At 60.6% G+C, this 20,331-nt stretch carries 15 protein-coding genes; 8 read left to right on the top strand and 7 right to left on the bottom strand.

Annotated elements, in window-relative coordinates:
• Positions 1-392: 392 nt before the first annotated feature.
• The gene (gene acnB / locus BFP90_RS25955) at positions 393-3,002 is read right to left on the bottom strand and encodes a bifunctional aconitate hydratase 2/2-methylisocitrate dehydratase (RefSeq protein ID WP_065885284.1); all 2,610 of its coding nucleotides are present in this window, start codon (positions 3,000-3,002) and stop codon (positions 393-395) included.
• 396 nt (positions 3,003-3,398) lie between these two features.
• On the opposite strand from acnB, the gene BFP90_RS25950 reads away from it, so the two are divergent.
• Positions 3,399-3,869 carry a DUF1289 domain-containing protein gene (locus BFP90_RS25950; RefSeq protein WP_065898326.1) on the top strand — a complete coding sequence of 157 codons (471 nt, stop codon included), beginning with the start codon at positions 3,399-3,401 and terminating at the stop codon, positions 3,867-3,869.
• 135 nt (positions 3,870-4,004) lie between these two features.
• Here BFP90_RS25950 and BFP90_RS25945 read toward each other — a convergent pair whose 3' ends face one another.
• Positions 4,005-4,868, bottom strand: coding sequence for a universal stress protein (locus BFP90_RS25945; protein WP_065898325.1), 864 nt, complete (start codon positions 4,866-4,868; stop codon positions 4,005-4,007).
• Between the two features lie 146 nt (positions 4,869-5,014).
• Here BFP90_RS25945 and BFP90_RS25940 point away from each other — a divergent pair, with 146 nt between their 5' ends.
• Positions 5,015-5,617: a tRNA-(ms[2]io[6]A)-hydroxylase gene (locus tag BFP90_RS25940; RefSeq protein WP_065895405.1), complete on the top strand. Its 603-nt coding sequence runs from the start codon at positions 5,015-5,017 to the stop codon at positions 5,615-5,617.
• Here the strand turns inward: BFP90_RS25940 and BFP90_RS25935 are convergent.
• Positions 5,573-6,772 (bottom strand): MFS transporter, encoded by a 1,200-nt coding sequence (locus BFP90_RS25935; protein ID WP_065898324.1) that lies wholly within the window; start codon positions 6,770-6,772, stop codon positions 5,573-5,575. The genes BFP90_RS25940 and BFP90_RS25935 overlap by 45 nt on opposite strands.
• Before the next feature lie 157 nt (positions 6,773-6,929).
• Between BFP90_RS25935 and BFP90_RS25930 the strand changes: the two genes are divergently transcribed.
• Together BFP90_RS25930 and BFP90_RS25925 are read left to right on the top strand one after the other, a co-directional pair.
• Positions 6,930-7,637, top strand: a complete 708-nt coding sequence (locus BFP90_RS25930) for a winged helix-turn-helix domain-containing protein (protein ID WP_065895407.1) — start codon at positions 6,930-6,932, stop codon at positions 7,635-7,637.
• Positions 7,638-8,939 (top strand): ATP-binding protein, encoded by a 1,302-nt coding sequence (locus BFP90_RS25925; protein ID WP_065895408.1) that lies wholly within the window; start codon positions 7,638-7,640, stop codon positions 8,937-8,939. It begins immediately after the preceding gene.
• A gap of 15 nt (positions 8,940-8,954) precedes the next feature.
• Here the strand turns inward: BFP90_RS25925 and BFP90_RS25920 are convergent, their stop codons facing one another.
• Both BFP90_RS25920 and ampC read right to left on the bottom strand, forming a co-directional pair.
• Positions 8,955-12,974 (bottom strand): hypothetical protein, encoded by a 4,020-nt coding sequence (locus BFP90_RS25920; RefSeq protein ID WP_065898323.1) that lies wholly within the window; start codon positions 12,972-12,974, stop codon positions 8,955-8,957.
• 155 nt (positions 12,975-13,129) lie between these two features.
• On the bottom strand, positions 13,130-14,284 hold the full coding sequence (gene ampC, locus BFP90_RS25915; protein WP_065898322.1) for a class C beta-lactamase: 1,155 nt from the start codon (positions 14,282-14,284) through the stop codon (positions 13,130-13,132).
• A 132-nt stretch (positions 14,285-14,416) separates the two neighbouring features.
• Between ampC and BFP90_RS25910 the strand changes: the two genes are divergently transcribed.
• Positions 14,417-15,349 (top strand): LysR family transcriptional regulator, encoded by a 933-nt coding sequence (locus BFP90_RS25910; protein WP_218061254.1) that lies wholly within the window; start codon positions 14,417-14,419, stop codon positions 15,347-15,349.
• Between the two features lie 20 nt (positions 15,350-15,369).
• Positions 15,370-16,554, top strand: coding sequence for a DUF2252 family protein (locus BFP90_RS25905; protein WP_065898321.1), 1,185 nt, complete (start codon positions 15,370-15,372; stop codon positions 16,552-16,554).
• On the opposite strand, the gene yghX is transcribed toward BFP90_RS25905, so the two are convergent.
• Both yghX and BFP90_RS25895 read right to left on the bottom strand, forming a co-directional pair.
• Positions 16,551-17,438, bottom strand: a complete 888-nt coding sequence (yghX, locus tag BFP90_RS25900) for a YghX family hydrolase (RefSeq protein ID WP_065895413.1) — start codon at positions 17,436-17,438, stop codon at positions 16,551-16,553. The two genes, BFP90_RS25905 and yghX, sit on opposite strands and share 4 nt — an antisense overlap.
• 69 nt (positions 17,439-17,507) lie before the next feature.
• On the bottom strand, positions 17,508-18,398 hold the full coding sequence (locus BFP90_RS25895) for a DMT family transporter (protein WP_065898320.1): 891 nt from the start codon (positions 18,396-18,398) through the stop codon (positions 17,508-17,510).
• 88 nt (positions 18,399-18,486) lie between these two features.
• Here BFP90_RS25895 and BFP90_RS25890 point away from each other — a divergent pair, with 88 nt between their 5' ends.
• Both BFP90_RS25890 and BFP90_RS25885 read left to right on the top strand, forming a co-directional pair.
• Positions 18,487-19,812, top strand: a complete 1,326-nt coding sequence (locus BFP90_RS25890; protein WP_065898319.1) for an aminotransferase-like domain-containing protein — start codon at positions 18,487-18,489, stop codon at positions 19,810-19,812.
• 56 nt (positions 19,813-19,868) lie between these two features.
• A complete protein-coding gene (locus BFP90_RS25885) occupies positions 19,869-20,075 on the top strand; it encodes a DUF6434 domain-containing protein (protein WP_065895416.1) in 207 nt (68 codons plus the stop codon).
• Positions 20,076-20,331: the final 256 nt, after the last annotated feature.

The raw sequence follows: 20,331 nt of genomic DNA, 5'->3' as shown, positions 1-20,331 counted from the left end.
TCAGTCACTTGTGAGTTGACTGAACCACTGCTATCGGGGGCAAGCCCCCTCCCACATGTGTTTTGTGGTGCTGCTGATACTTTATTCCAGGCGTAAAAAACCGCGTAACCTGCGATACGCGGCGTTTGTTTACCCGGTACAGGATTACCGTGTTGGTATATTCGCTGGTTGTCTAAGTGCTGACACACGCTTCAAAATCGGTAGAGATCCCAATGTGGGAGGGGGCTTGCCCCCGATAGCGGAATATCAGTCACTTGTGAGTTGTCTGAACCACTGCTATCGGGGGCAAGCCCCCTCCCACATGTGTTTTGTGGTGTTGCTGATACTTTATTCCAGGCATAAAAAACGCCGCGTATCTTGCGATACGCGGCGTTAGCTACATCAACACACCGTTAAGCTTGAATCACCGGGATGTTGGCGCTTGCCGCGATCTTGCGGAACTCGGCAATCTGGTCGAAGTTCAGGTAGCGGTAGACGTCACTGGCCATGGTGTCCAGTTTCGCTGCGTAGCCCATGTACTCTTCGACAGTCGGCAGGCGACCCAGGGTAGAAGCCACTGCCGCCAGCTCAGCCGAAGCCAGGTAGACGTTGGCGCCATCGCCCAGACGGTTCGGGAAGTTACGGGTCGACGTCGACACTACAGTCGAATTCGGTTCTACGCGTGCCTGGTTACCCATGCACAGCGAGCAGCCCGGCATTTCCATACGCGCGCCAGCCTTGCCGTAGATGCCGTAGTAGCCTTCTTCGGTCAACTGGTGAGCGTCCATCTTGGTCGGCGGCGACAGCCACAGACGGGTTGGCAGCTGGCCCTTGACCTGTTCCAGCAGCTTGCCGGCAGCGCGGAAGTGACCGATGTTGGTCATGCACGAACCGATAAACACTTCGTCGATCTTCTCACCGGCAACGCTGGACAGCAGACGGGCGTCGTCCGGGTCGTTCGGTGCGCAGAGGATCGGCTCGTTGATTTCGGCCAGGTCGATCTCGATGACTTCGGCGTATTCGGCGTCGGCATCGGCTTCCATCAGCTCAGGGTTGGCCACCCAGGCTTCCATCGCTTGGGCGCGACGTTCCAGGGTACGCGCATCACCGTAGCCTTCACCGATCATCCAGCGCAGCAGGGTGATGTTGGAGTTCAGGTACTCGGTGACGGAGTCCTTGGACAGCTTGATGGTGCAACCGGCAGCCGAACGTTCGGCCGAGGCGTCGGACAGCTCGAAAGCCTGCTCCAGCGTCAGGTCGTTCAGGCCTTCGATTTCCAGGATGCGGCCGGAGAAGGCGTTTTTCTTGCCTTTCTTCTCTACGGTCAGCAGGCCAGCCTGGATCGCGTAGTAAGGAATGGCGTGCACCAGGTCACGCAGGGTGATGCCAGGCTTCATCTTGCCTTTGAAGCGCACCAGGATCGATTCCGGCATGTCCAGTGGCATCACGCCAGTGGCTGCGGCAAACGCCACCAGGCCGGAACCGGCCGGGAAGGAGATGCCCATCGGGAAGCGGGTGTGGGAGTCACCACCGGTACCCACGGTGTCCGGCAGCAGCATGCGGTTCAGCCAGCTGTGGATGATGCCGTCGCCTGGACGCAGCGATACACCGCCACGGGTCATGATGAAGTCAGGCAGGGTGTGGTGGGTGGTCACGTCGATCGGCTTGGGATAGGCCGCGGTGTGGCAGAACGACTGCATCACCAGGTCGGTCGAGAAGCCCAGGCACGCCAGGTCTTTGAGTTCATCACGGGTCATTGGACCGGTGGTGTCCTGGGAGCCGACGGTGGTCATCTTCGGTTCGCAGTACGTACCTGGACGAACGCCTTTGCCTTCCGGCAGGCCGCATGCCTTGCCGACCATTTTCTGTGCCAGGGTGAAGCCTTTGCCGGTGTCGACAGGCGCTTCAGGCAACTTGAACAGATCGGTAGGGCCCAGGCCCAGTTCGGCACGGGCCTTGTCGGTCAGGCCGCGACCGATGATCAGCGGAATACGGCCGCCGGCGCGCACTTCGTCCAACAGCACCGGGGTCTTCATTTCGAAGGTGGTGATGACTTCGTCGGTGCCGTGCTTGCAGACTTTGCCAGCATGGGGGTACAGGTCGATCACGTCGCCCATGTTCATGTTGCTGACGTCGAACTCGATCGGCAGTGCGCCCGCATCTTCCATGGTGTTGTAGAAGATCGGTGCGATCTTGCTGCCGAAGCAGAAGCCGCCGGCGCGCTTGTTCGGCACGTAAGGTACGTCGTCGCCGAAGAACCACAGCACCGAGTTGGTGGCCGATTTACGCGACGAACCGGTACCGACCACGTCACCGACGTAGGCGATCGGGAAGCCCTGGCCGCGCATCTCTTCGATTTGCTTCATCGGGCCGGTCTTGCCTTGCTCGTCCGGCACGATGCCTTCGCGGGCCATTTTCAGCATGGCCAGGGCGTGCAGCGGGATATCAGGGCGGGACCAGGCGTCCGGGGCAGGGGACAGATCGTCGGTGTTGGTTTCGCCGGTGACCTTGAACACGCGCAGGCTGATCTTGTCGGCCAGGGTAGGGCGGTTGCGGAACCACTCGCCGTCGGCCCAGGACTGGATCACGCCCTTGGCGTGTTCGTTGCCGTTGCGGGCTTTTTCCGCCACGTCGTGGAAGGCGTCGAACATCAGCAGGGTGTGCTTGAGCTGGGCGGCCGCGACAGGCGCCAGGGTGGCGTCGTCCAGCAGCTCGACCAGCGTCACGATGTTGTAGCCGCCCTGCATGGTGCCAAGCAGTTCAACCGCGCGCTTTTTGTCGATCAGGGGGGAGGTGGCTTCGCCTTTGGCCAGGGCGGACAGGAAGCCGGCCTTGACGTAGGCAGCTTCGTCAACGCCTGGTGGAATGCGGTTGGTGATCAGGTCAACGAGGAATTCTTCTTCGCCAGCCGGAGGATTTTTCAGCAGCTCGACCAGGCCTGCGGTTTGTTCGGCGTTAAGCGGCTGGGGAACGATACCCAGGGCGGCACGCTCTTCGATATGTTTGCGGTAGGCTTCAAGCACAGTTATTACCCTCATCAGTGGTCCCACGGGACGCTCATCCAGGAATGACCGGCACGCGTGCGCTCGGGGGCTTTTTGGGCCGCAAAGCCAGCGCTGCCGGCATTCCTTACAGAAGCTGCTTTCAAAGTTTTACGCCTGCAGAACGGAGCTGATGAGGGTTGGCGCAAGCATTGACCTACCGGGGTCAAACCTGCGCCAACACCGTTCTGAAGGAACGACTGTGCTCGTGACGCTTTGAAAACAGCTTCCAGCGGATTATTGGCGCCTTACAAGGCCGGGTGATTCTACGGCAAAAAAAATCTAAAGGTAAGTTGCGTCGCCAAGTTTGCAGGGTGATCAACCTTAGACAAAGGGCTAACATGGCGCACTGTTTCGCTGATTTGCGTGTTTTCGCCCATGCCCAACCAAACCATCAAGACCCCCTGCGTCGGCCTGTGCTCCACGGTCTACGGCGATCTCGTGTGCCGCGGCTGCAAGCGCTTTCACCACGAGGTGATCCAGTGGAATGGCTATAACGAAGAAGAAAAGCGCGCGGTCTGGCTCAGGCTCGAGCAGTTGCTGGTGCAGGTGATGGCCGGCAAAGTCGAGGTTTTCGACCCCAAGACCCTGCGCGGGCAGTTGGAACAGCGCAAGATTCGATTTGTGCCGCACCAGTCCGAATATTGCTGGGCCTACCAATTGATTGCGCGTGGGGCGCGGGTGATCAATAACCTGGAGGCCTACGGCATGGTGCTGCTACCGGAGTTTCGCGACTGGGCGCTGCCGCAGTTGCGCGATGCCATTGACCGGGAGTTCTTTATCCTTTCCGAGGCACATTACCAGCGCTATATCGCGCCGGGCTTCCTGAAAGATGCATTCGCTGACTGACAATACAACTCCAAAGTGTGGGAGGGGGCTTGCTCCCGATGGCTGAGTGTCAGTTACCAGATGCATTGGCTGACACACTGTCATCGGGGGCAAGACCCCTCCCACATTGGGTTCTCGGTGCCTGAAGGCGCGATGTCAGGACTGGGTGGCGAGTTCTTCCAGATGATCCATCAATGTCTGCGGCTTGAGCACCAGCACGTCGCTTTCCACCGCATCGAGCACCACCTCCGCCGTATTGCCGATCAACGCCCCGGAAATCCCGGTACGCGCCACGGTGCCGATGATGGTCACGGCCGCTTGCCATTTATGCGCCGCGAAGGGAATCAACACATCCGCCGGCCCTTCTTCGATATGCAGGTGTGCGTCATCCACGTCGAATTCGGCCTGGAAGGCTTTGCATTGCTCGCGATAACGCGCCGCGATGGTTTCCCTGAGCTGGAAGGTCGGGTCCGCCGCCGACAGCATCGGCGATGGATGCGCGCTGATGACGTGCAACTGCGCCTTGGCCAGGCTCGCGATATCGAAACCGTGGTCGATGATGGCGTTATGCAGCGCACGGTGTTCGCTGTCGGTATTGCCCACGTCGATGGCCGCCAGAATCACCCGTTCTGCCCAGGGCGTAGCGGTCTTGACCAGCAGCACGGGCGTTGGGCAATAGCGCAGCAGTTTCCAGTCCGCCGGGGCCAGCAGGGCCTTTTTCAACGGGCTGTCGGGTAAGTGCTGCTTGATCACCAGCCCGCAGCCCTCGGCCTGCTGCACCTCGATGATGGTTTCATGCAGGCTGTCGTTCCACGCCTGTTCGGTGGAAACGCTATACCCATCCTCCTGCAGACCGGACTTGAGCAGGCTCAGCAGCGCCGAATGCTCATGCTTCCTGTCACACACCAGCAGATGCAAGTGCGCGCCGGTGACCCCGGCGATCAGCTTGGCGCGCTTGAGGGCCAGGCTCTCGGAATGCTCGGGCTCGATGACCACCAGTATGCTGCGGATGGCTTGCATGGTCGGATCTCCAGGAAGGGGCCTGGAACAACTATAGTTGCTGCTGGCCTGGTGTCATCTTGATGTACATCAAGGCCCATGGCTGGCGGTCTGCAGCGGGGTCGGTATAATCGGCGCCCTTTTGTGATCCTTTGCCCGTGAGCCCGATGATCCTGCCCGAAATCCACGAATTCCTCGGCTGCCGCACCCCTGATGCCTGGGTGCAGGCCGCGCTGGCCGATCAGGACACCCTGCTGATCGATCACAAGAACTGCGAATTCAAAGCCGCCAGCACCGCCCTGAGCCTGATCGCCAAGTACCACGGCCACGTCGACCTGATCAATATGATGTCGCGCCTGGCCCGTGAAGAACTGGTGCATCATGAGCAGGTCATGCGCCTGATCAAGAAACGCAAGGTCGAGCTGCGTCAATTGTCCGCCGGCCGCTACGCCTCGGGCTTGCGCAAGGTGGTGCGCAACCATGAGCCGGTCAAACTGGTGGATACCCTGGTGGTGGGTGCCTTCATCGAAGCGCGCAGCTGCGAGCGTTTCGAAGCGCTGGTGCCGCATTTGGATGAAGAACTCGGCAAGTTCTACTTCGGTTTGCTCAAAAGCGAAGCACGGCACTTCCAGGGCTACCTGAAATTGGCGTACCAGTACGGTGACGCCAAGGACATCGGCCAGGTGATCGAGCGGGTGAGGGCGGCCGAGCAGGCACTGATCGAGTCACCCGACGTCGAGTTCCGCTTTCACAGTGGCGTGCCAGCCTGAGGCCACGGCCACGCCGATCAAGGCGCTGATTGCGCTCAGCAGCAGGATGACCGTTTGCGTGCCGAAGGGCGCGGCCAGCACGGCAATCATCAGGCCCGCCAAGGGCTGGGCCAGATTGTTGAGCAAGGTGATCACGCCCACTGTCTTGCCGAAATCCTGCACCGGTATGACCCGCTGACGCATGCTGCGCATGTACACGTTGAACATCTTGTCGAACCCGCTCACCAGCAGGAAGCCCACGGCGTACGCCCACAGGCCGGGGCTGATGGCGGTGACCAGCGCGCCAACGACAATCATCGAATACGACAGCCCGCCGAGCGCCTTCAGCGCCAGGGTCGAACGCGCCAGGTAAAACAGAATCACCAGGGTCACCACCGCGCCGGCGGCCTGCAGCAGGGCGTAGGCGTCTTTATCGGCCGCGTATTGCCCGGTGACCATCGCCGCCGATGTGGCCAGCGTGACCCCGACAATCAGGTTCACACCCACCGCCAGGGTAATGATGCGTTTCAACGCCATCCGGTTGCGGATGTGGCCGAAGGCGGTACGCAAGGGTTGCAGCCAGATACCTGCGGGTTGTTCGTGGAGGGGCAGGTCCACCGTGGTGTTGCGCTGCCAGACTCGCATCGCCAGGTCCGCCAGCACAAACAGCGCGGCGATTGCCAGCACCACCCAGGGCCACTGCCAGACTTCCAGCATCAACGCCGCCACCAAAGGCCCGAGTACCAGGCCGCTCTGGTCGGCGATCTGTGAATAGGACAAGGTCTTGGCGTAGGTGTAGTGGTGGAAGATATGCGGCATCACCACCTCCCGCGCCATGATGCCCTGGGTGGTCAATACTCCGCACACCGCAGACAGGATCACCAGCCACTGGATACCGTCGAACAGCCCGTACAGCGCAACCGCCATCGCGCAGGCCAGGGCCCGATACACTTGACTGACATGCAGGATGCGCACCGGGGAAAACCGGTCGCACAAGGCCCCGCATACGGGGAATGCCAGGTAGCGCGGCAGCGATTCGACAAAGAACGCCAGGCCTGCCCACGACACACTCCGGGTCGTCTGGAACACCACCAGCGGCACGATGAACAACAGGATCTGGTCCGCCAGCCGCGACAGGAACATCGAAAAAAAGAACGCCAGGTAATCCCTGCGCATATGACTCCCTGTGAATGGCGTAAAAGATTGCAGGCTATTTGTTAAAAACTCTTAAAAGCATGAAGCTTGCCGACACGGTACACGGGCGCTGCTCTTCTCGACCAGCTTGCCACCTATAATGCCGGCCTTTCAATCTGCGTTCGTACACTGGGAACTTATGGAAAACCTGGGGCTGGGCAAGGTCTTGCTCGTCGAAGACGACGAGAGGCTGGCAGGGCTGATCGCGCATTTTCTGTCGCAACACGGTTTCGAGGTGCGGGTGGTGCACCGGGGCGACCTGGCCCTGGATGCGTTTCTGGCGTTCAAGCCGAAAATGGTCGTGCTCGACCTGATGCTGCCGGGCCAGAGCGGGTTGCATGTGTGCCGGGAGATTCGCAGTGTGTCGGATACGCCCATTGTGATCCTGACGGCCAGGGAAGATGATCTGGACCATATCCTCGGCCTTGAGTCCGGCGCTGACGATTACGTGATCAAGCCGATCAAGCCACCGGTGCTGCTCGCCCGTTTGCGCGCGTTGCAACGGCGCCAGGCGCCCGAGCCCGTGGTGCGCGGCGCCCTGGCGTTTGGCCGGTTGTCGATTGATCGCAGTTGTCGGGTGGTCAGGCTGGGCGATGAGCAGATCGACCTCACCACCATGGAGTTCGAGTTGCTGTGGCTGCTGGCGAGCAACGCCGGAACCACCCTTTCGCGCGACGACATTCTCAATCGTATGCGCGGTATTGCCTTCGATGGCCTGAATCGCAGCGTCGACGTGTATATCAGCAAACTGCGCGGCAAGCTCAATGACAACCCGCGGGAGCCGGTGTGCATCAAGACCATCTGGGGCAAGGGCTACCTGTTCAATGCGTTCGCGTGGGAGGTTTAGGTGCTGCGCCTGTACCTGCGTCTCTATGTGATCCTCGCGCTCGGCCTGGCCGGGGCAATCTGGCTGGTCAATTACGGCCTGGACGCGTACATGCCCGAGTCCAACGAGACCTATAACCGAGAGGCCTTGCGGGGCCCGGCGTGGGCCCTTGTGGAGCAACTGCGGCCGGTGCAGGGCGCGGCGCGCCAGGCACGCCTGGATGAGCTGCAACCGCATTATGGCCTGCGTCTGAAACTGGTGCAGCGCGGCGCCCAGCACCTGAGCGAGCGTGAACAGAAGCTGCTTGCCAATGATCAGGTGGTGGTGCGCGAGGACTTCATGAAGTTTCTCGCGCCTATCGACGACGGCGCGCAATTGCTTGAGATTCGACTGCCGGAAGAGCCCACGTGGCTGTACCTGTGGGCCTATGGCTTGCTCGGCGTGAGCCTGGCTATCGTCCTGTACTTCTGGGTGCGCCCGCACTGGCGCGACCTGGAACACATCCGCCTGGCGGCGCAGCGCTTCGGCGACAACGACCTCGGCTCGCGCATTCTGCTGCCGCGCCGCTCTACCGTGCGCGCACTGGCCGGGCACTTCAACCAGATGGCCGAGCGCATCGAAAGCCTGATCGCCAACCAGCGCGAGCTGACCAATGCGGTGTCCCACGAACTGCGCACGCCGATTGCGCGCTTGTCCTTTGAACTGGATCAGCTCAAGCAGCAGGCCGATCCACGCCAACGCCGCCAGTTGATCGCCGATATGTACGCCGACCTTGGCGAGCTGGAAGAGATGGTCTCCGAACTGCTGACCTATGCCAGCCTGGAGCGCGGCGCGACCCAGGTTACCCGCGAAAATATCGAGGCCCAGAGCTGGCTGGACAGCGTGATCGGCAGCGTGACGCTGGAGGCCGAGGCGGCGGGCGTGCAATTGTCGCTGCGCACCTGTGAAGTCGATGTTATTCAGATCGAGCCGCGCTTTATGGCGCGGGCGCTGATCAACCTGCTGCGCAATGCGATCCGTTATGCCGATCGCCGCGTGGAAGTGTCGCTGGTGAAGTTCGGCAGCGGCTATGAAGTGCGGGTCGATGACGACGGCCCGGGCGTGCCGTTGGAGGGGCGCACCAAGATTTTCGAGCCCTTCCTGCGCCTGGATACCAGCCGCGACCGCCGCACAGGCGGCTTTGGCTTGGGCCTGGCGCTGGTCAAGCGGGTCAGCCAGTGGCACGGCGGGCAGGTGCACGTGCTGGATTCGGAGTGGGGCGGGGCGTCGTTTCGGATGACGTGGGCGTATGCTGATCCGGCAAAATCAAAGGCCAGTCTCTAAAAGACTGGCAGGGTGTTAGCGTCCAAATTTTTGTGGCAGGTAGTTCACCGTGGTGTCCTGCCATACTACCGGTTTGTCAGGAGGGGCCATGTTGATACGAATGGTGCTTCCATGGGTTTTTACGATGTCAGGCGTGACTTGCAATTTACCATACATGGCCTCCATCATTTCACGCGCTTTTCTATCCACCGCATGCATACCAAGGTGCGGTGAGGCTTGAGAGATCGCCTCTCGAGCTTTCTTCAGGTCGTGCGCCATTGGCGTTGAGCCGTGACTCATGAATACCGGTCCCTCAAACGCTTTTACTGGCCTTTTTATTTCTTGTTGAAACAGACGTGCGAAGGGTCTGTGACGCCCATTGGCCGAATAGCAAATCAACAAACGCACATTATGATATTTGGACGGATCCACACCTTTGCTGCGTAGCAACTTGACCAGCCCGGGAGCATCATAGGGAACATTGTCCACATAGGCGCGTGTACCTGTGCCGAACCCTTGATCCATTGCATTGGGCTTGCGCCCGTGGGCAACAATGTTAAGTCGCTTCTTGCCTTTATAGACATCGGAGAATGTATGCATCTCATGGCCCAGCATTTTTAGATCTTTCATCGGGCCACCCAACTGAATCACGTTATCGCGCCCTAACGCCGTGTCCAGTGCGCGTTCCCGCTGCGCAAGGCCGCCACCGCTCGGACCCGGCAATGCATCATCAATATGAGCATGCGGGGTGTAGTTCTCAAGTGGCTTGCCATACGATTTGTTCTTCACAGGATCGAACGCATGCCATTTCCCAGTTTTGCCGTCCAACTTGGCCGGTGCAGACAAGGTTGCACTGCCTTTTTTATAGGTGCCCTCGACCACATCGTGACGGGAAGCAAACTTGGACAGTTCATAGCGTCCGGTCCGGGCGCGGGTCAGGTTCCTGAATGGCCCATTGGAGGCATAAGCAGAAATGTTGCGTGTGTTTTTGAACAGTTGGCCACCGAATGTTCGAGCGCTCCTGAGCTGAGAGGGCACTGAGGATAGCCCTCGAACTGCTTTCGGCAAACCCAGTGCGAGCAGCATGACGCCATCAAATACAAGTGAGATGGTCGCTTCTTGCCAGTCGCCCTGAATCGCCTTCCGGATCCCGGACGCAAGCGGGATGGTACCCAGTAAAGCGTTGGTATTGGCTTCGTGGTCGCCGTCTTCTTCGTCAAACTTGGTGGTGTGATGGGCGGCGGCGGTCAGGGCTTTCAAGTCGTAGTCCTGATAGGAATAACGGGTAACCAGGTTAGCGAGAAACTGGCTGCGCGGGCTGTTATAGGAAAAAGGAATAGCCGCTTCACTTGGAACTTTGGCTTGTAAATCCTGAGCCCGTATCTGGGCGTCGACCAGCGGCTCGACAATCACGTTTTTGTAGGTGAATCCTGTCACCGAGTTTGTATTTTTTTCTTTCCATTTGCCTTGCAAGCCGGCGATGGTGGAACTTGAGCGTATGTAATTTTTGGCGGGATTGAATTCATAGGTGATTGTGCGCCCTCGATGGGTCGCTTTGATCAGCAGGGGTTCGTCGATGTTGCTTTTTTGCGGCTTGGGGTATGAAAGACTGGTGTAGCTTGCGATTCCGGTGGCTGTGAATTTTTCAATCGGCCTTTGACGAAGTATTTCGAGGCTCCCATATTCCAGTTGCTGTCGATCGGCCAGGGGCAATTGCGCAATCAGATGCTTGGTGAGTTTGGTCAATGAACTCGTTCTGCGCCGTTCGAAATCCGCCAGTTCGGTTTGGTGAAGGTCTTTTATATCGGGAAGGATGCTGAGCGCCTGGATCGCTCCGGTCGGAACCTTCTGCTGGTCGGATGAGTACCACTCCTGATTGTCTTTCAGGTCCTCAAGGTTTTGGGAGAGACTCAGGTCCAGCAGCGAATACGGGCCATAAGTGACGTCCCACGGCACCGTATTCAATGCATTACTGGTTCTGTCCGCGGCTCGGGTGATGACCTTGGCGGTGAGGTCGACATTTTTAATATGCTTGCCCATCAGTTCCAACGCCTTGTCCTTCAGAAGGGGCAGGGGCGCGCTCAAGTCGGTGCTGACAGTCGTCAGCCCGGCCATCACCCCGGAGAACGTGCTGTGCGCCGCGTTCAATTGCTGGGCCGAATAGTCGCCCGTCGTGGAGGCCGGCAGGACCCCGAACATCAATGCCCAATCGATCAATGCGTCCTGCTTGACCTCATCGAGCAGCTGTTCATCCTCGTCCGTGATGGGTTCCAGACTGCCGTAGTTTGCCACCTGGTCAAAGGTCATGTTTGCGCAACTGCCGGGGCTCTTTGCCTCGATGAAGGCTGCCGTGACTTTCAGGCTGAACCAGCTGGGCGAGCCGTAGGTCACGTAGTTGGGAATATCTTTGACCAACAGTTCAGGCGGGGCCAACAGATAGGTGGCCGTGGGCGCCAAATCAGGGTTTGCGCGCCCGCTGGACACCAGGTGTTGCTCAAGGCCTTGGCGGATAGTCTGTAACGGCTTGCCGTAAAAGGCTTTGTCGGCCAGATCATAGCCGGCCACTTCGTTTCTCTTGGCGGGTTCCATCCAGGATGGAGAGCCCAGTCCCAACGCCATCGCTGCCAAGACCCAGTCGGAACTGTCTTTATCCTCTGCGGCCCCCATCTTCTTTTGGAGGGCGGCTTCCAACTCCCTGGCTTTGGGTGAAGCGAGAATCTCCCTCAATATTTGGCGAGGATATTGAAGCTGCTGGGAGGTGAAGTGCAGGTTTTTTGTCAGGTAATTAAAGGCCCCCCCGGTTCTATCGCTGGCGTGCGTGCCGCCGAGTCCTGGCAGTTGCAAATTGTTATAGGCGATGTGCGAGTAAACCTGCTTTTGTTCATACAGGCTCAGAGGCACCGCCCAACCCAAGGCACCCTTGAAGTTGCCATCGGGCGGGGCCAGCAGGACGTCATGCTTGAGGTGTTCAATAAGGATTTTTATCTCATCTTTCGTTTCCGGAATCTTACGGCCGCTATCGGCGATGAATTTTTCAATGCTGACATTATCCTCGGGCGTCAACTGCGCGTCCTGGAAGTACCAGGAAGCGGGGTCGATCTGTACGTGGTTACTCTGCAGAAACTCCTTGATCCGGGCTTTTTCGATGCGCTCGGCAGCCTCGGGCGTCTGCGGCTCGGCGATGAAATGCGGCCGGGTGTCAGCGGGCTCGGGCGCGGGGCTGAGTGCCTTGCCCAGCTGCTGGAACAGTCGGTTTTTATTGTTGATATCGCCCAGCGTCTTTTGTTGCCGCTCGAGGGTCTCTTCAGATCCTCTCTCAAGCTGTGCGCTTGACAGGGAGGTATCGGGCATCGGAAACGCGCCTTCCTGTTTCAGCTCATTTGCGCGGTCCACGGCCTGCTGCCGGGTATCAGGAAAAGATTCGCCGTAAAACTTGGCGATCTCGGAAAGCGTGGCAGGACGCTCGGCGTGTGCGCTGGGGGAGGACTGGCCAGGGGCAGGCACTACGACGGAGCTGCGATCGCCTGTCAAGGTGCTCGCGGCTTGCATGATCAGCCGCCAGGAGTCCGGCATCGGTTTGCCCTGTCCAGGGCTGAACACCTGCAGTTGCGCAGGATAATGATGGGACCGGGGTTTGAGCGTCGCTGTGATGTGTTCCTGTGACCCGCCCGATTGAGGGGAGATACGTATGGGCTTGGAGCGATCAATGTTATTGAAGTCCGCCCATTGCTGAAAGTCGGGCCCTGCGAGCAGGTCATCCAGGTGCTGGCGCCATTGTCCGAACTTTGAGTCGAGAGAGACGGGTAACACCGGGGTGTCGTATTTGCCGCCACTCGCGTCAACTGCCGCATTGACCAGCTCGGCCGCATAAGCGGCGGCAAGTTGGCTTTCCGCTTTGTAACCTGGTGAGCGCTTGATCAGCTCAATCCATGAAGGGGTCGGGGTATCGTGCTCGGCAAGCGAAACCGCCGTGGCCGTATTCGCTGCAGCGGGCTCGGTGGAAGAGGGTTGCTCGGTAGGAAGATGTTCTGCAGTGCGTTGAGAGATAACGGGCATCGCTGGACTCCAGAAAGGCGACTTAGCTACCGCACGTTTCGTACGTGCGGCAGTGCTAATCCGTCGTCGATTTCCGAAAGCACGTTCCCGCTTTGACTATTGCAAGATTTTTACCGAGCTACCCAACCCCATCCGTACAGGTTTTGTGCCAGGCGTCAGTGATCAATCGCGCTCAAGATCGCATGGGCCACTTTCACCCGCTCGGCATTCGGGTAGTTCCTGTTCGCCAGGATCACCACGCCGATGTCCCTGCTCGGCACATAGGCCACGTAGGCGCCGAAGCCACTGGTAGAACCGGTCTTGTTGTACAGCACGTTGCCGGGTTGCGCCTGGGCCGGTTTCAGCCAGTTGACCCGGTGCGGCTCCATCGCCATCGGCGTTGAGTTGCCGTCGATCAACGTTTGCACGGTGATGGGGTAGGGGTAGCGTTCCCAGCCCAGGCCCTGGGTCATGTCGCCGACCGTGTAGTAACCGGTGTGGGTGGTGGCGATCGCCTGTTGCAGCGCCTTGCTCAAGGTCTCGGGGTGCATGTTCAGCATTACGTAGCCCGCCAGGTCCTGGGCGCTGGTCTTGATACCGTAGGCTTCACTGTCCAGTGCGCCGGCGCCCACGCGCACCGGCTTTTCCTGTTTATCGTAGCCTTGGGCATAGCGGCCGAGCTGGTCGGCAGGCACGTTGATATGGGTGTTTTTCAGGCCCAGCGCCGGGAGCAGCGTCTGCTCCATGGCGACGTTGAACGGCTGGCCCAGGCTTTTGGCCGCGAGGTAGCCGAACAGGCCAATGCTCGGGTTGGAGTAGAGACGCTGTGTGCCGGGGCTGTAACCGGGTTGCCAGTGGGTGTAGTAACCGAGCATGGTCGCGGCGCTGTCGGCTGCCGGCGGGAATTGCAACGGCAGGCCGCCCGCTGTGTAGGTCGCCAGTTGCAACAGGCTGATGCGGTCGAACGCGCTGCCGGCCAGTTCGGCCCAGTGCTGGCTGGCGCTGTCCGATAGCTTCAGCTTGCCGCTGGCCAGGGCATAGCCGCCGAGCGTTGCGGTGAAGGTCTTGGTCACTGAGCCGACTTCGAACAGCGTGTCTTGAGTGACAGGTTGCTTGCTCTCCTTGGACGCTACGCCGTAGTTAAAGTATTGCGCCTGACCGTTCCTGACCACGGCCACCGACAGTCCGGTAATGTGCTGCTGCTGCATGAGCGGTTTGACATTGCTGTCGACCACATTGCGCAGGTCAGCAACGGCCATGCAAGGGCCAGAGACCAGCAATAACGATAAAATCAGGAGGTTTCGTACGCTAAGACAGGATTTTTCGTGCATGTTATTTTCGCTTCCATGTAACGGGTTGACGAATGCCGGGGGCCTGCGCGGGCGTCGCCAATCTAGGCGTTAACGGGAAGCGGTACAAACGATGATATCTTGCACGAGCCATTAGAAAAAATAGGGCCAAGCATGCTGCGCTCCCATCTCCCCCTCAATGCCCTGCGCGCTTTCGAGGCATCCGCCCGGCACCTGAGCTTCACCCGGGCTGCCATCGAGTTATGTGTGACTCAGGCGGCGGTCAGCCACCAGGTTAAAAGCCTGGAAGCGCAGCTCAATGTCACCCTGTTCAAACGCCTGCCGCGCGGGCTTATGCTCACGAGCGAAGGCGAAACCCTGCTGCCGGTGCTGCGCGAATCGTTCGACCGCATTGCCCATACGCTGGGCCAGTTCGAGGCCGGGCATTACCGCGAGGTGCTGACGGTCGGCGCCGTCGGGACCTTTGCGGTGGGCTGGCTGTTGGCGCGCTTGCCGGATTTCCAAAGCCGCTACCCGTTTATCGATCTGCGCCTGTCCACGCACAACAACCGCGTCGATGTTGCCGCCGAAGGCCTGGATTACGCGATCCGTTTCGGTTCCGGCGCCTGGCACGGCACCGATGCCTGCCAACTGCTGGAAGCACCGCTCAGCGTGCTCTGCGTACCCCACCTTGCCGAACAGTTGCACACCCCGGCCGACCTGTTGAAACACACGTTGCTGCGCTCCTACCGCGCCGATGAATGGAGCCTGTGGTTCCAGGCCGCCGGGTTACCCGCAGACACTTTATTGCCGCGCAGCATTGTGTTCGATTCGTCGTTGGCAATGATGGATGCGGCGTTGCAGGGCGTCGGCGTGGCACTTGCGCCGGCGCTGATGTTTTCGCGGCAACTGGAGCGCGATGTGATTCGCCAGCCTTTCGAGGTGCAGATCAGCACCGGCAGTTACTGGCTGACGCGCCTGCAGTCACGGGCCGAAACCTCGGCCATGCTGGCGTTCAAGCAGTGGCTGGGAACGCTTGTAATAGAGCCCCGAGCGATATCACTGAAACAAAATGAAACATTTTCGCGGGCCGATCCTCTACCGTAGCCCCGCACATGAGTCAGTTCATGAAAATTCCGCGTCCGTCATCTCGCATGCCTCACCTTACCCAACTGCGTAACTTGAAAATGGCCCGGTCGGCCCATGCCTATGTGCGTGGCAGTACGGTGCAATTTTACGAGTGGCTGCACAGTCAGTCAGGTCGCCGTCTGCCCCATGGGCCGGCGATCTGGATCTGCGGTGACTGCCATGCCGGCAACCTCGGCCCGACCGGCGACAACAATGGGCGCATCGACATGCACATCCGCGATCTCGACCAGACCGTGATCGGCAACCCCGCGCACGACCTGGTCCGCCTGGCGCTTTCGTTGGCGACCGCCGCGCGCGGGTCCGATTTGCCCGGTGTCACCACTGCGCGCATGCTCGAAGAAATGATGGTGGGCTATGCGCAGGCGTTCAAGGATAAGCCCGATGAGGCACCGCCACGCCCTTCTCAAGTCAAGGCCGGGATGCGCAGCGCGGTCGAGCGCACCTGGAAGAACCTGGCCCGGGAACGCATGGATGCGGTGCGCCCTACCATTCCCCTGGGCAAGCACTTCTGGTCGCTGTCGCGTGCGGAAAAAAGCGCGTTGGCGGCGGTCTGCGCCTCCGATGACATCCAGCAGTTGGTGACGTCGTTGAAGGGGCGACCCAAGGACGCCAACGTCGAATTGCTGGACTCGGCCTATTGGGTCAAGGGCTGCAGTTCGCTCGGCTTACTGCGCTATGCCGCATTGCTCGGGGTGGGCGACAAAGACGACCGGGAATATTGCCTGATCGATATCAAGGAAGCTGTTGGCGCTGCCGCTCCACGGGCGGCCCGCGCCAAAATGCCGCGCGACAATGCGCGCCGGGTGGTGGAGGGCGCTCGTCAGTTGTCGCCCGGGTTGGGCGGGCGCATGCTGGCGACACGGTTCCTGGACCACGGTTTTTTCATCCGCGAACTGTTGCCCCAGGACATGAAGCTGGAGCTGGATCAATTGAGTGAAATCGACGCCATGCATGCCGCCGGTTATCTGGCCCGCGTTGTCGGTGTGGCCCACGCCCGCCAAATGGACCGAGCCACGCGCAAGGCCTGGATGGCCGTATTGCAGGAAAATCGCTCGCGTCAGCTGGATGCGCCGTCGTGGCTCTGGACCAGCGTGGTGCAGTTGGTGGGCAGCCATGAGCAGGGCTACCTCGACCACTGCCGCCGGTATGCCCTGGAGCACTAGACCAGGTATTTACGAAACCACCCCAGGGTGCGCTCCCAGGCCAGGTTCGCCGCCGCCTCGTCATAACGTGGCGTCGAATCATTATGAAAACCGTGGTTGGCGCCCTTGTAGATATACGCCTCGTAGGTCGTGCCTGCGGCCTTCAGCGCCTGCTCGTAGGCTGGCCAACCCTCATTGATGCGCGCATCCAGCTCACCGTAATGCAGCATGATCGGCGCCTTGATGCGTGGCACGTCCCTGGCCTCGGGCTGGCGTCCATAGAACGACACGGCCGCGCCCAGCTCCGGGTAGGCCACTGCCGCTGCGTTGGTCACGCCGCCGCCATAACAGAAGCCGGTGATGCCGACTTTGCCGGTGCTGCTGTCGTGGTGCATCAGCCACTCGATGGCGGCGAAGAAGTCGTTCATCAGCTTGGTCGGGTCGACGGTCTGCTGCAGGGCCACGCCTTTTTCATCGTTACCGGGGTAGCCGCCCACCGAGGTCAGGCCATCCGGCGCCAGGGCGATAAAGCCGGCCTTGGCCAGGCGCCGTGCGACGTCTTCGATATAGGGGTTCAGACCACGGTTTTCATGCACCACCACTACCGCAGGTAACTTGCCGACGGCCTTGGCCGGCCGCACCAGGTAGCCGCGTACGGTGCCGTTACCCTTGGGTGACGGGTAGGTGATGTAGTCGGCGACGATGTCGGGATCGGTGAATTTCACCTGCTCGGCCAGCGCATAGTTGGGGCTCAGGGCTGCGAGCAGGGCCGAGGCGGTCAGGCCACCCAGGGTAAACAGCGCGGCGCGGTCGAGAAATTCGCGGCGGTTAAGCCTGCCGTGGGCGTAGCCGTCGTAGAGTTCCAGCAGTTCGGGCGCAAAGTCTTTGGCGGTGAGACGCGTCATCGGTGCAGTCCTCGATTGGCAATAGGGCGGGGGACGACACTTCTGTTTAGCAGGCCTTGGGCCGTCGCGCTAGCGTGCGAACCTTTTGGCTCCGGCCACGCAACCGATCACCGCCAACGTGACCACCAGCATCCCCAGGCTCACCTGCTCATGCAACAGGCCCGCCGCCAGGGCCAGGCCGAAGAACGGTTGCAGCAGCTGCAACTGGCCGACTGCGGCAATGCCTCCCTGGGCCAGGCCGCGATACCAGAACACAAAGCCGATCAACATGCTGAACATGGCCACGTAACCCAGGCTCAGCCAAGCCGGCAGGCTGATGCCGGTGAACGAGGCGGGTGCCAGCAGCAGGCTCAACGGCGCGACGATGGGCAGCGCCGCCACCAGGGCCCAGCAAATCACCTGCCAGCCGCCGAGGCTACGTGACAGCGTGGCGCCTTCGGCATAGCCCAGGCCGCAGACCAGCACCGCCAACAGCATCAGCACATCCCCGGCGGGCGCGGCGCTCAGGCCCTGGGCGAAGGCGTAACCCACCACCAGCGCACTGCCCAGCAGCGAAAACAACCAGAACACCCGCCCTGGCCGCTCACCGCCGCGCAGTACAGCGAAAAGGGCCGTTGCCAGTGGCAGCAGGCCGATAAACACAATGGAGTGCGCCGAGGTCACGTATTGCAGCGCGAGCGCGGTCAGCAACGGAAACCCGATCACCACGCCGAGCGCGACGATGGCCAAGGGCGCCCATTGTTGGCGGGTGGGGCGTTTTTCCTTGAACCTCCGCAGCAGGCACATCCCCAGGATGGCCGCGAGTGTCGCGCGGATCATGGTCAAGAACACCGGGTCGAACTCCATCACCGCCAGGCGTGTGGCCGGTAACGAGCCGCTGAAAATCACCACGCCGATAAAACCGTTGATCCAGCCCTGGGTGCGGGTGTCCAGGGTGTCGAACAGGGAGGTGCGTTGCATGGCGATGTCCAAAAAAGGAAAGTTGCGTAAGCGCCATCCTAGGGACGAAGATTGGAGCAATCAAAAAATTGTCATGGATACAGCGACTATGCCGCGTGCTCGCTATAAATCCTTGGTCGATACGTTCGCCGAGGCCATTCGTTCAGGGAAGATGCCACCCGGCACACGCCTGCCCACCCACCGTCAACTCGCCGCCGACCATGGGCTGGCGCTGGCGACGGCGAGCCGGGTGTACAGCGAGTTGGAGGCGATGGGACTGGTCAGTGGTGAGACCGGGCGTGGCACCTTCGTGCGCGAGATAGCGTTGCCGCCGGGGCAGGGCAGCGGGCAGATGCCTGTGGCGACCGGCATGCTCGACCTGAATTTCAACTACCCGTCATTGCCCGGCCAGGCAGACTTGCTGCGCAACGCACTGCGCCAACTGGCGTTGTCCGGCGACCTTGAAGCGCTGTTGCGCTATCAACCCCATGCCGGCCGCCTGCATGAGCGTGCGGTGGTCGCGCGGCACCTAGTGGATCGCGGACTGGCAGCGCAGGCAGAACAGGTATTGCTCGTCAGCGGGGCCCAGCACGGCCTGGCAGTGACGATGATGGCGCTGCTCAAACCCGGCGACGTGATTGCCGTCGACGCGTTGACCTATTCGGGTTTGAAAGTGCTGGCCGAAACCCTGCACCTGGAAATCGTCGCAATCCCGGCCGGCGCCACCGGCCCGGACCTGGATCACCTGCAGGCCCTGTGCCGCAAGCGCCCGGTGCGCGCGGTCTACAGCATGCCGACCGTGCATAACCCGCTGGGCTGGGTGATGAGCCTGGCGCAGCGCGAGCGCCTGGTGGCGATCGCCCGACAGCATCAACTGATGATCATCGAGGACGCCGCCTACGCGTTTCTCGCCGAACACGCACCGCCGCCGCTGGCGACGCTGGCGCCTGAGCGCACGGTGTACGTGGGTGGGTTTTCCAAGAGCGTCGCCACTGGCTTGCGCGTGGGTTTTGTCGCGGCGCCCCTGGCGTGGGTCAAGCGCCTGGAGCGCAGCCTGATGGCAACCACCTGGAACGTACCGGGGGTGATGAGTGCGATCGCCGTGGCCTGGATCGAAGATGGCACCGTCGCGCGGCTGGAGGCGCAAAAGCGCGAAGATGCCCAGGCCCGGCAACGCCTGGCGGCGCAGGTGCTCACGGGGTTGGCCTACATCAGCCATCCTTCGTCGTATTTCCTGTGGCTTCCGCTGACCGAAGACACCCGCGCCGACCAAGTAGCCATGAGCTTGCAGCGCGAGGGCATCTGCGTATCCACCGCCGAACCGTTTGCCGTCTCCGCCCATGTACCCCATGCGCTGCGCCTGGCCCTGGGGTCGGTGTCGATGACAGCGTTACGCCAGGCATTGATGACCGTGCGCAAGGTGGTGCAATGGTGATCCGTGGCTGATTTGCGGTTATGTTGGTGCCCAGCATCCCACCCGCGAGGCATAACATGGATTTCGACTGGCACAGTGGCGTCATCACCCGCGATACACCCGTAACCCCGAGCTACAGGAATACCCAAAACGTGCGCCGTTTCATGCTTGAACACTGCGGCCCGGCATTCAAGTTCAACCGTCCATTCATGGCCTGGATACGCAACGGCGCGCCCAAGACACTGGGCGATGTGGTGGACGAGTGGCAGCGTCGCACTGCTTGAGGCTACAGCCAAAGTGTTGACGCCACTGTAGGAGCGAGCTTGCTCGCGAAAAACGTCAATGATACCGCGTGCTTCCTGAATCAACGCGGCGCCTGTGCGTTTTTCGCGAGCAAGCTCGCTCCTACACAAAGCAGCCGCGCCCACCGGTAACCACGATGCGCAGCGAGTCGCTTTTGATCTTGATCTTGATCTCAGGCGCCCCGTCAAACCACGCTGGCCGAACGCAGGCTTGAATCCGTGGGCAACCCGGCAGGAC

The sequence above is a fragment of the Pseudomonas sp. 24 E 13 genome, assembly GCF_900004715.1.
Lineage (GTDB): Bacteria > Pseudomonadota > Gammaproteobacteria > Pseudomonadales > Pseudomonadaceae > Aquipseudomonas > Aquipseudomonas orientalis_A.
This window is presented reverse-complemented; position numbering and strand designations above follow the sequence as displayed.